The following is an 11,002-nucleotide window of genomic DNA, read 5'->3' as shown; positions in this document are numbered from 1 at the left end:
CGGTCCCAGCGGACGGCGGTGCGGATGGTGCCCCTGCTGGGCGGGACCGAGGGCCGGCGGGGGTTCGTCGTGGTCGCGAGTCCGCAGCCGCCCGAGCGCGCCCTCGGCGAGCTGGCCTTCCAGCAGGCGTCCATGTCCATGTCGGTCTTCGACACGGGGCAGCGCTATCTGCGGCTGAACGACGCGGCGTGCCGGGTCATGGGCCGACCGGAGTCCGAGTTCCGGCACCGGTACTACCCGGAGACCGTGGAGGACGCCGACCACAGCCGCGGCTTCCTGCGGCACCTGGAGATGGTCGTGGAGACCGGTCGGCCGGCCCACTACGAGAGCTGGACCCGCTCGCCGTCCGGCCGCCGTATGCACGCCTGGAACCTCGAGATGTGGCCGGTGCGGGACCGCGACGGAGCCCTCATCGGCACCGCCCTCGCCGCGTTCGACAGCAGCGAGCAGCACTGGGCACGCCAGCGCCTGGCCCTGCTGAACGAGGCCGCCGGATCCATCGGCACCAAGCTCGACGTGGTCCGCACGGCCCGCGAACTCGCCGAGCTGGTCGTGCCCCGGCTCGCCGACTTCGCCAGCGTCGACCTCCTGGAGTCCGTGCTCCGGGGCGAGGAACCCGAGATGGGCCCGGTCGACGGCGGCGTCGAACTGCGCCGGGCCGCCCACCACTCCGCCACGCCCGGCGTCCCCGAGGCGGCGATCGGCCTGGGCTCAGCCGACCTCTATCCGCCGTTCTCGCCGCCCGCCCGCGCCCTCCTCGGCGGCGAGCCCGTCCTCGCCAGGACCGGCGACCACGACCTCGACACCTGGTTCGCCCGGCACGACGCCCGCTCCGCCAAGCTCCGGGAGACCACGGAGCACGAGCTGTCCCTCATGGCCGTACCGCTCGTCGCCCGCGGCACCACCCTGGGCGTCGCCGTGTTCGTCCGCAGCCTCACGCCCGAGCATCCCGACGCCTTCGACCAGGACGACATGATCCTCGCCGAGGAGCTGTGCAGCCGGGCCGCCGTCTGTGTGGACAACGCCCGCCGGTACACCCGGGAACGCTCCACCGCGCTCGCCCTCCAGCGCAGCCTGCTGCCGAGGGCGGTGGCGGGCCAGGCGGCCGTCCACTTCGCCTCCCGCTATCTGCCCGCGCTGTCGCAGGCCGGGGTGGGCGGTGACTGGTTCGACGTGATCCCGCTGTCCGGCACCCGGGTCGCCCTGGTCGTCGGGGACGTCGTGGGACACGGCATCCACGCCTCGGTCACCATGGGCCGGCTGCGCACGGCCGTGTGGGCGCTCGCCGACGTCGACCTGCCGCCCGACGAACTCCTCACCCACCTCGACGACCTCGTCGAACACCTCGCGGCGGGCGACGACAGCGGCGGCGGGGAGATCGGCGCCACCTGCCTGTACGCGGTGTACGACCCGGTGGCCCGCACCTGCTCGATCGCCTCGGCGGGCCACGTACCGCCCGTGGTCGTACGGCCCGACGGCCGGGTGGACGTCATCGACGTGGTGGCGGGACCGATGCTGGGCGTCGGCGGCCTCCCCTTCGAGTCGACGGAGCTGGACCTGCCCGAGGGCTCGGTCCTCGCCCTCTACACCGACGGCCTCGTGGAGGCACGGGACCGGGACGTCGACACCGGCACCGCCGCTCTCCGCGCCTCCCTGAGCGGGCCGCTCGGCAGCCTGGAACGGGCCTGCGACACCGTGCTCAGGGACCTCCTGCCGGACACCCCCGCCGACGACGTGGCCCTGTTGCTGGCCCGCACCCGCGCCCTCGACGCCGAACAGGTGGCCGTCTGGAGCTTCGCCGACGACCCCTCCCTCGTCGCCGACGCGCGCAAGCTCGCCACCGACCAGTTGGTGCGCTGGGGCCTGGAGGACGCCGTCTTCGTCACCGAACTCGTCGTCAGCGAACTCGTCACCAACGCCATGCGCTACGGCGGCGCCCCCATCGAGCTGCGGCTCATCCGCGACCGCACCCTCATCTGCGAGGTGTCCGACGCCAGCAGCACCTCGCCCCATCTGCGCCGGGCCCGCACCTTCGACGAGGGTGGCCGCGGCCTGCTCCTCGTCGCCCAGCTCACCGACCGCTGGGGCAGCCGTCCGAGCGGCGCGGGCAAGACCATCTGGGCCGAACAGGCGCTGCCGCCGGCCCCCTGAGACGACGGTCGGGGGCGGCATTCCGCCGCCCCCGACCTCCCTCACCGCCGTGCGGTGCTCCGCCTCGTGAGGTGCTACTTCCTCCGCAGCCGCACCGCCACACCGTGGCCGGTGCAGACCTGCTCGGCCGTCCAGCCCTCGACGGCGACGGTCACCTCGGAGAACCGGCCCCGCAGGGAGTGCGCCCCGATCACGGCCACCGTGCTGCCCGAACGCGGCGGCTGCCCTGCGTCGAAGCGGACCACCAGCCTGCTGCCCCGCTCCAGGACCGCGCGCCCGTCCACCGCGAGGGCCGGGTCGGCGCCCCGGTCCAGCGTCACGTCGAGGACCCCGGCCTGCGTGTATCCGCCGCGGACCCGGACCGTGCGGTCGCCCGTGCCGAGCGTGCCGCCCTTCACCCGCACGTCACCCCGGCCGAGGGCCTCCTTCGAGCCCGCCACGAGCACACCGGCCTCCACCGTGGTGCCGCCCGTGTAGCGGTTCGCGCCGGTCAGCGTGAGCGTGCCGCCGCCCCGCTTGACCAGGCCGCCCGGGCCCTGGATGTCGTTGCGCCAGGTGTCGGCACCGTGGAAACCGCCGAGCGCGGAGTCCAGCGTGACGGTGACGTCCGAGTCGAAGGCGCCGTAGCCGTCCGCCGCCGCGAACAGGTTGAGCCGCCCCCACTGCTCCCAGCCGTCCAGCAGCACGTACCCGGACGGCAGCGCGGTGGTGCGCAGCACCTCGCGCCGCTGCGCCGCGTCGAGGTACGGCAGCCGCGTCTCCAGCAGCACCTCGGCGCCCTTGGGCACGGTCAGGTCCTCCGAGCGCCCGCGCCGGGTCAGGACGTACGTCAGCTTCGGCTCGACCAGCCGCGCGTTGGCCCCGCGGTCGGCGTACGGGTCGTCGGGGTCCGAGTGCGCGTAGGCGAACAGCGTGTCGGCCGTCGTGCCCGTCCTCGCCTGGAAGTACTCGGCGGCCTGCTTGCGGGCGGCGGCCTTGAGGGCGGTGTTCTCGGGCTTGTACAGCACGGCGGCGGCCAGCGCGGTGGCCATGATCCGGCCGCCCATGACGTCGACGGTGGAGTGCATGCCGGACATGATCCGGGTGTGGGTCAGCTCGAAGGCGCGGGTGATGATCTCCTGGAAGCGCTCCGGGACCGCGTACGCGTAGGCCAGGGCCGCCAGGTGGAAGGCGTTGGTGTGGCCGCTGGGGAAACCGCCGTCCTCGGCCGGGACCTCGCTGCGCTGCCGCAGCAGCTGCTTCACGACGACGACGTCGGAGTCGTAGACCGGGAACCCGAGCTCGTCCTTCTCGCCGGTGTCGACGACCTCGCTGTCCTCGTTCATCCGCCACGGCCGCGGGTACTGGAAGGTGAACTTCGCCGGGTTGCTGGAGGTGAAGTCCCCGCGCACGGTGTCGACGAGCTTGGCCACCAGGCCGAGGTCGGAGTCGTACGAGCCGGCGCCCAGCGCGGAGCCGGCGGGCGCGTCGGCGGGCACGGCGTCGTTGATCTTCGTCGCCGGTATGCCGTCCGGGGCGGCGGTGATCGAGGTGACCGCCTTGGCGCCCGAGCGGTACAGCTCCGCCAGCGGGCCGAGCCCGCCGATCATCGCGTAGCTCTGGTGCTGCCGGTCGTAGACGAAGGCCTCGCGGGCCTGGGCCTCGGTGCGGCGGTGGGTCAGCCGCGCGCAGTAGCGCATGTTGGCGCGCAGGATCTCCGGCAGCAGCGGGGTGCCGGTGTTCCAGGCGTCGCCGGTCTTCCAGATCTCGGCGAAACCGCCGAGCGCCCGGACCACGGCGTTGGTCTCGGGGGTCCGGTTCGACGTGATGTTGGTGCTGTAGTCGTCGACGAACGCGGCGAACGCGGTGGCGGCCTTGGCCTCGGGAGCCTGCCACAGGTCCACGAGGGTCGGAGCGGCGAGAAGGCCGGCCGAGACGCCGAGGGAGTTCCTGAGGAAGTGACGCCGGTTGAACGTGTGGTGCCCGGCAGATGACGGCATGGAGATGCCGCTCCTTTCGCGATGGGGTGATCGTGCGGGCTGTGCGTGGAACTGACGTACGACCGGCGCACGGCCGGTCGGCGACGGGCCGGTGATCAGGGACCGGCCTGCCGCAGGAGGGATCGCGCGAACGCGACCGCCCCCTCGACCGGCGGCACCTGGAGGGGCTGCGGCCGGGCGAGGGGGAGCGTGTGGGTCAGGGCGACGGCGAACGCCGAGTAGAGGGCGGGCCGAGAGAGGATCGTGCCGCCCGCGACCACCACGTCGTCGACGGCGACACCGCGCGCGGCGAGCCGCTCGACGAGCGAGGCGAGGGCGCGGCCCCCGTCGTCGATCACCCGGTGGGCGAGGACGGACCCCTGCTCGGCGGCCTCGAACACCACGGGAGCGTGCCGGCCCCACTCGGCGGACATGTCCGTGGCGCTCTCCAGGGCCGCGCCCAGCGCCGGGACCTCGGGCACGGCGAAGGAGGCGATCAGCAGCCGGGCCAGCGGGTCGGGGTCCTCGCCGCGGTCGTGCGCGGCCCAGACGGCGCGGGCCGCCTCACGGACCAGGCCGGCCGCGCCGCCCTCGTCCCCGAGGACCGCACCCCAGCCACCGACCTGCACCGGCGTGCCGTCGGCACGGCGGCCGACCGCCACCGAACCGGTACCGGCGACCAGCGCCGCGCCCTTGTCGAGACCGGCGGCCGGCACGAGCAGTTCGGCGTCGCCCACGACCAGGCACGGCACCTGAAGCCGGGCCTCCAGCGCGAGGCGGATCTCCTCGCACTGCCGGGGGGTCTCGCAGGCGTGTGCGCCGACCGCCACGGCGGCCGGCGCGACCCGCGCGGGCAGCACCTCCTCGACCAGTGCGGCGAGCCACTCGGTGGCCGCCGCCGGGTCGTGCGGTCGCCAGCCTCGGCTCGTACGGACGTGGTCGGCGACGGTCTCCGTCCCCGTGACAGCACGGAGGTGGGTCTTGGTGCCGCCCACGTCGATACCGACCGCGGGTCTGAACTCCTGCACGGCAGGCCTCTCTCGTCGTTGCGTTGCGGTGGCGCTGCGACGGCGGGCGAACCGTGCCTGGACACAGAAAAGTCTGTGGGGGGTGCTCGGGAAGCCCCGGGACGGGCCTCTGCTGGTGCGGCAGGCGAGTACCGCTTGACTTCGTTAGGAAATTAACTAACGAATTAGGGAGCGTCAAGAGGTTCGGACCCGGATGCCGCACGACCCGTGCGGACCGCCGCGGCACGACTGGGGAGACCATGTACCTGAGCGAGAGCGCCCGCACCGTGTTCGCCGTGCTGGCGGCCACGTGCACCGCCACCCGCCCCCAACTGGCCGCCGGGGCGGGCCTGTCCAAACCGACTGTCTCGTCCGCCGTGGCCGAGCTGGAGGCGGCCGGGCTCGCCGCCTGCTCGGGCACCGCCTCCGGCGGCACCGGCCGCTCCGCCGCCGTCTACGGCCTCGGGCCCGCCGCGGGCGCCGTGCTCGCCGTCGACCTGGGCCCTAGCCGCACCCGGGTGCGCGGCTGCGCCCTCGACGGCACCCTGCTCGCCGAGGGCGCCGGTTCCCGGCCCGACGCCGCGGCGGTGGTGAGCGAGGCCCTCGCCGGGCTGCCGCCGGGCGCCCCGCTGCGGGCCGTGGTCGTGGCGGTCGGCGACGTGACCACCCGGGGCCGGGAGGGCGGCGGGGAGCGCCCGGCGACCGCCAAGGCGGGTCCCGTCTTCGACGCCATGTCCGTCGCCCTGCCGCCCGGTGTCCCGGTCCACCTCGAGAACAACGTGAACTGCGCGGCGCTCGCCGAGCTCCACGAGGGCGCCGCCCGCGGCCGGGACACCTTCGGCTACCTGCGGATCGGCGTGGGCATCGGCCTCGGCGTGGTCATCGGCGGTCAGGTGCTGCGCGGCGCGAACCACGCCGCTGGTGAGGTGGCCCGGCTGCCCTACCCGTGGGACGCGGACCGGGAACCGCGCCACGAGGGCCTGGAGGCGCACCTCGGGGCGGGTTCGCTGCTGCGCCGGGCGGCGGGCGCCTGGCAGGACGCCGACGGGCCCTGCCCGAGCACCGCCGAGCGGCTGTTCGCCCTGGCCGAAGAGGGCCACCCGAGGGCGTGCGACGTGGTGGGCCGGCACGCCGCCGACGTGGGCCGGCTTGCCGCCGCGGCCACGGCCGTGCTCGACCCCGGCCTGATCGTCCTGGGCGGCGCCGTCGGGTCGAACCCGCAGCTCCTGCCCGGTGTGCGGGCCGAGCTGGCGCGGCTGAGCTGGCCCACCGAGGTGGTGAGCAGCGCGCTGGGCGAAAGTGGCACCGTCGTGGGGGCCAGTCGGCTGGCCGTGGCCCGAGGAATCCAAACCGTGACCGGAGGGGTGCGAGTGGAGGATTGACGGACTCCATGGACATCTGCCAATGTCCGGACAAGCGCTTTCTAAGTCGGCCGGGACGCCGGCTTGGGGCGAGTCTCCCAGCCTGTACGAGACGTACGGCAACCGCACGAGGGCGTGCCCGTGCGGTGACGGCCACAGCGGCCGGGGATACCGCTCCGCGTGGACGACGCGGCCGGGCGAGGCCGCGGCCCCCGGAAAGCGACTTCACCTGCAAACTGCACCTGTGCCGCCTCGGTCGGCGCCGTGCTCTGTCCCCTACGACGAAAAAGGGAACGAAGATGATCACTGTGGGTGTGCGGCGCTCCCGCCGACTCGGCCGCGGCGGTATGCGCCGCCTGGTTCCCCTCGCTGCCGTCGCGACGGCGGGCGGCCTGCTGCTCTCGGCCTGCGGCGGGGGATCCGAATCGGGCGGGACCTCCAAGAACCTGACGTTCTGGATCTCCACGGTTCCGGGGCAGGACGCGGGCTGGAAGAAGATGGTGGCGCAGTACGAGAAGGAGACGGGCGTCAAGGTCAAGCTCGTCAACATCCCCTACGACGGCTACACGACCAAGCTGCACAACGCCGCGCAGGCGAACTCCCTGCCCGACGCGGCGACGGTGCCGGCGCTGGACCCGATCTGGTCGAACAAGCTGATCGACCTCAGCTCCATCGCCGACAAGAAGAGCAACAACATCAACGCCAACTTCCTGGCGAAGGACAAGTCGGGGAAGGTGCTGGCGATCCCCTCGGACGTCACCGCGTCCGGCATGTTCATCAACAAGTCCCTCTTCGAGAAGGCCGGGGTCTCCTTCCCGACCTCGCCCGAGAAGACCTGGACCTGGACCGAGTTCATCAAGGCGGCGGACAAGGTCCGCGAGAAGACCAAGGCCAAGTACTCCCTGACCTTCGACCAGTCGCCGTCCCGGCTGCGCGCCATGGTGTACGAGATGGGCGGCAAGTACGTCCACGCGGACGACTCCGGCAAGTTCTCGGTGGACGCGGCGACCAAGAAGGCCGTGAACACCTTCGTCGGATGGAACGACGACAAGACCATGCCGAAGTCGGTGTGGACCAGCGGCGCCGACCCGTCGGCCATGTTCCAGAGCGGTGACGTCGTCGCCTACTGGTCCGGTGTGTGGCAGGTCCCCGCCTTCGCGGAGAGCATCAAGAAGTTCGAGTGGGCGAGCGTCCCGACCCCCGCCCAGCCGGTGCAGGCCAGTGACGTCAACAGCGGTGGCCTGACGGTCGGCTTCAACAACAACGCCGACGCCGCCACCGCCGCGAAGAAGTTCCTGACCTGGCTGTACGAGCCCGCCCACTACCAGGCGCTGTGCGAGGCGTCCGGCTTCCTGCCGGTCGAGAGCGGCCTGAGCCCGAAGTACCCCTTCAAGTCCGAGGCGGCGCAGGCGGCGTTCAAGCTGTACAACGAGTCCATCCCGCTCTACGACCCCATCTCCGGCTACTTCAACGGCGCGCAGACGCAGTGGGTGCTGAACGGCAAGAGCCTCACCGAGGACCCGACCAAGACGGAGCTCGGCAAGGCGATCAACGGCCAGCAGTCGGCCGACAAGGCCCTGGAGAACATCGTGGCCGGCTACAACCAGCAGGTCGGCGGCTGACGCAGGCCGACGGCCCCGGGCGGCGGGAGCGGGACACCGCCGCCCGGGGCCGTCGGGCCCCGCGCGATGCCGGGCTCATGGCCTGGGCCCACCGGAACCCCATCCACCAGCACGGAGTCAGGAACATGACAAAACGCGCCTCGGACGCCTCAACCGTGTCCGTGAGCCCGCCCAGGAGACGCAGCAAGTACACCCTCGCGCCGCTCGTCCTCATCGCGGCTAATGTCGTGCTCTTCGCGCTGTTCTTCGTCTGGCCGGCGGTCATCGGGCTCGTCTACTCGTTCACCAACTACACCGGTGTGGGGGTCCCCCAGTTCACGGGACTGGAGAACTACAGCAACCTGGTCGGGGACTCCACCTTCTACCACGCGCTGACCCGGACGCTGCTGTACACCGTTCTCTTCGTACCGCTGAACTTCGCGCTCTCGCTGCTCGCGGCCAACCTGGTGGTGAGCAAGCACGCCAAGGGCGCCTCGGTCGCCCGCGTCATCTTCTTCATCCCGTGGCTGCTGTCGCCCATCGTCGTGGGTGTCCTGTGGCGGTGGCTGTTCGGTGAGAACTTCGGACTGGTCAACTACGTCATCGGCGAGCTCGGCGGCAGTGCCGTCCCGTGGCAGTCGAACGCCGACCTGTCGCTGCTCGTGGTGGTGATGGCGGCGTCCTGGACCTGGACCGGCTTCACGATGCTGCTGTTCATCGCGGCGATCAAGAACGTGCCGGTGTCGTACTACGAGGCGGCCTCGCTCGACGGCGCCGGCCCGTGGCGCCAGTTCTTCAGCATCACCCTGCCGAGCATCGCGCCCACCTCGTTCATCGTGATCCTGCTCAACACGATCAACGCGATGAAGGAGTACCCGGTGTTCGTCGCCCTCAACAACGGCGGACCCGGCACCTCGAACAACCTCCTCGTCCAGTACATCTACGAGACCGGCTTCAAGCGGGGCCAGATCGGCTACGCGAGCGCCGCGTCCTTCGTGCTCATGCTCATCCTGATGGCCGTCGCGATCATCCAGCTGATCGTCAACCGGCGGATGGAGAACCGATGACAACCACAGACATGCCGCGCCCGGTCGACGCCGGGCCCGGACGGGCCGTCTCCAAGAAGGGGCCGCGCAAGCCGGCCACCGGTGGGCTGCGGCGGGCGGTGCCCGCGACGACACTGCTGTGGATCATGGCGTGCCTGTACGGGCTGCCGGTGCTGTGGTTCATCCTCAGCTCCCTCAAGCCGGCCAGCGACCTGTTCTCCTATCCCCTGTCGCTGGTGCCGCACGACCCCACCCTGTCCGGCTACATGACGGCGTGGCGCAGTGCCAACTTCTCCCAGTACTTCATCAACACGACCATCGTGTGCGTGATCACCACGATCCTCACGGTGGGTGTCAGCTGCTGCACCGGGTACGCGCTCGCCAAGTACGACAACCGATGGCTCAAGGCCTTCTTCCTCTGCATCCTGGCGACCACGATGCTGCCGGGTGAGGTCATGCTCGCCCCGTCGTTCCTGGTCGTCCGCGACCTCGGCCTCTACAACTCGTTCGGCGGCATCATCCTGCCGGCCGTACTGACGGCGACCGGATGCTTCATGTTCCGCCAGTTCTTCCTCACGGTCCCCGACGAACTCGTGGAAGCCGCACGCATCGACGGAGCGCGGGAGCTGTCGATCTTCGTGCGGATCATGGTGCCGGTGTCCCGGCCCATCATGCTCACCCTCGCCATCCTGTCCTTCCAGTGGCGGTGGAACGACTACATCTGGCCGCTGCTGATGCTCAACGACCCCAACAAGTTCACCGTGCAGATCGGTATCCAGAGCATCGTCGGCGCGCAGAACATCAACTGGTCGGTCCTGCTCGGCGCCTCGGTGATCTCCATGATCCCGCTGATCGTCGTCTTCCTGGTGTTCCAGCGTTACGTCATGAACGCCGACATCAACGCCGGACTGAAGGACTGACCTTGCCCACCCCGCTCGACCACGAGTTCCTCCGCGCGGCGGCCCGTGCCGCCGACCGGCGGGCCGCCCCGCTCGCGGCCCGCCCCCACGAGGAGCCCGTCGGTGAGCCCCACCGCACGCTCGCCCGCCGGGTGAAGACCCTGCTCGCGGCCCACCGGTCCCCGGACTCCGCACTCCACGGCAGCGAGCGGGCCGTCGCCGCCGCGACGACCCACCTCGCCGCCCTGCGGGCCGCGCAGACCACCACCGGCCTCTTCGCCGGCGGCGACAACGTGCAGTCACCCCCGGACTCCGCGTTCACCGTCAACGACGTGTGCGACGCGCACGTCCTCGCCGCCGGCGCGGGACCGGACCTGCACGACGTCACGGCGGCGCTCGCCGAGATCGCCGGCGCCGCCACCGACAGTCTCCTGACCGGCGGGGTGCACACCCCGAACCACCGCTGGGAGCTGTGCGCGGCGCTCGCCCGGCTGCACCGGTCGTTCCCCGACCAGCGGCTCCTCGACCGCGTCGAGGAGTGGCTCGCCGAAGGCGTCGACATCGACGGGGACGGCCAGTACTCGGAACGGAGCGCCAACTACGCGGCCCATGTGTCCAACCCGTCGCTGCTGCTCCTCGCCGACGTCCTCGGCCGCGCCGACCTGTCGGACGCCGTCGAACGCAACCTCACCACGACCCTCGACCTGATCAGGCCCGACGGCACGGTGGAGACCGTCCACTCGCGACGGCAGGACCAGCACCGCCCGTTCCCGCTCGCGCCCTACCTGCCGCACTACCGGCTCCTCGCGGTCCGCACCGGCCGCGGCGACCTCGCCCGGGCCGCACACCTGGCGGCCGCCGGCGGCATCGACGACCCCGACCTGCTCGCCCGGACCCTCCTCACCCCGGACCTGGCCCGCACCCTGCCGACCCCGGCGGCGGAGACACTTCCGCGCCACCGCCACCTCACCGCCGCCGG

General features: G+C 71.9%; 7 protein-coding genes and 1 pseudogene. 6 read left to right on the top strand and 2 right to left on the bottom strand.

Annotated elements, in window-relative coordinates; all coding sequences use genetic code 11:
- The first annotated feature begins 24 nt into the window (after positions 1-24).
- Positions 25-2,151 (top strand): ATP-binding SpoIIE family protein phosphatase, encoded by a 2,127-nt coding sequence (locus AOK15_RS18295; protein ID WP_079058554.1) that lies wholly within the window; start codon positions 25-27, stop codon positions 2,149-2,151.
- Positions 2,152-2,225: 74 nt separating this feature from the next.
- Here AOK15_RS18295 and AOK15_RS18290 read toward each other — a convergent pair whose 3' ends face one another.
- Positions 2,226-4,130, bottom strand: a complete 1,905-nt coding sequence (locus AOK15_RS18290) for a phosphatase PAP2 family protein (protein ID WP_055518075.1) — start codon at positions 4,128-4,130, stop codon at positions 2,226-2,228.
- 95 nt (positions 4,131-4,225) lie between these two features.
- Positions 4,226-5,137 carry an N-acetylglucosamine kinase gene (locus AOK15_RS18285; RefSeq protein WP_055518073.1) on the bottom strand — a complete coding sequence of 304 codons (912 nt, stop codon included), beginning with the start codon at positions 5,135-5,137 and terminating at the stop codon, positions 4,226-4,228.
- A gap of 239 nt (positions 5,138-5,376) precedes the next feature.
- Here AOK15_RS18285 and AOK15_RS18280 point away from each other — a divergent pair, with 239 nt between their 5' ends.
- From AOK15_RS18280 to AOK15_RS18260, 5 genes and pseudogenes are all read left to right on the top strand, one after another.
- Positions 5,377-6,498, top strand: coding sequence for an ROK family protein (locus tag AOK15_RS18280; protein WP_055518070.1), 1,122 nt, complete (start codon positions 5,377-5,379; stop codon positions 6,496-6,498).
- A 278-nt stretch (positions 6,499-6,776) separates the two neighbouring features.
- Positions 6,777-8,099 (top strand): extracellular solute-binding protein, encoded by a 1,323-nt coding sequence (locus tag AOK15_RS18275; protein ID WP_055518068.1) that lies wholly within the window; start codon positions 6,777-6,779, stop codon positions 8,097-8,099.
- Positions 8,100-8,224: 125 nt separating this feature from the next.
- Positions 8,225-9,145 (top strand): carbohydrate ABC transporter permease, encoded by a 921-nt coding sequence (locus AOK15_RS18270; RefSeq protein ID WP_055518067.1) that lies wholly within the window; start codon positions 8,225-8,227, stop codon positions 9,143-9,145.
- Complete coding sequence (locus AOK15_RS18265) at positions 9,142-10,044, top strand: carbohydrate ABC transporter permease (protein ID WP_055518066.1); 903 nt, start codon at positions 9,142-9,144, stop codon at positions 10,042-10,044. Before AOK15_RS18270 ends, AOK15_RS18265 begins: the two co-directional genes overlap by 4 nt.
- 2 nt (positions 10,045-10,046) lie before the next feature.
- A pseudogene (locus tag AOK15_RS18260) lies at positions 10,047-11,002 on the top strand (hypothetical protein); the annotation flags it as partial.

Origin of the sequence: Streptomyces ossamyceticus (assembly GCF_001418475.1) — a bacterium.
In the GTDB taxonomy this organism is placed as follows: domain Bacteria; phylum Actinomycetota; class Actinomycetes; order Streptomycetales; family Streptomycetaceae; genus Streptomyces; species Streptomyces ossamyceticus.
Note: the sequence above shows the minus strand (reverse complement) of the source record. Positions and strands in the feature narration are given on the sequence as shown.

What these genes read in the sequence shown, in the direction of transcription:
- AOK15_RS18295 (WP_079058554.1), top strand. Translation starts at nt 25, where the DNA reads ATGGTGCCCCTGCTGGGCGGGACCGAGGGCCGGCGGGGGTTCGTCGTG.
- AOK15_RS18290 (WP_055518075.1), bottom strand. Translation starts at nt 4,130, where the DNA reads ATGCCGTCATCTGCCGGGCACCACACGTTCAACCGGCGTCACTTCCTC.
- AOK15_RS18280 (WP_055518070.1), top strand. Translation starts at nt 5,377, where the DNA reads ATGTACCTGAGCGAGAGCGCCCGCACCGTGTTCGCCGTGCTGGCGGCC.
- AOK15_RS18275 (WP_055518068.1), top strand. Translation starts at nt 6,777, where the DNA reads ATGATCACTGTGGGTGTGCGGCGCTCCCGCCGACTCGGCCGCGGCGGT.
- AOK15_RS18270 (WP_055518067.1), top strand. Translation starts at nt 8,225, where the DNA reads ATGACAAAACGCGCCTCGGACGCCTCAACCGTGTCCGTGAGCCCGCCC.
- AOK15_RS18265 (WP_055518066.1), top strand. Translation starts at nt 9,142, where the DNA reads ATGACAACCACAGACATGCCGCGCCCGGTCGACGCCGGGCCCGGACGG.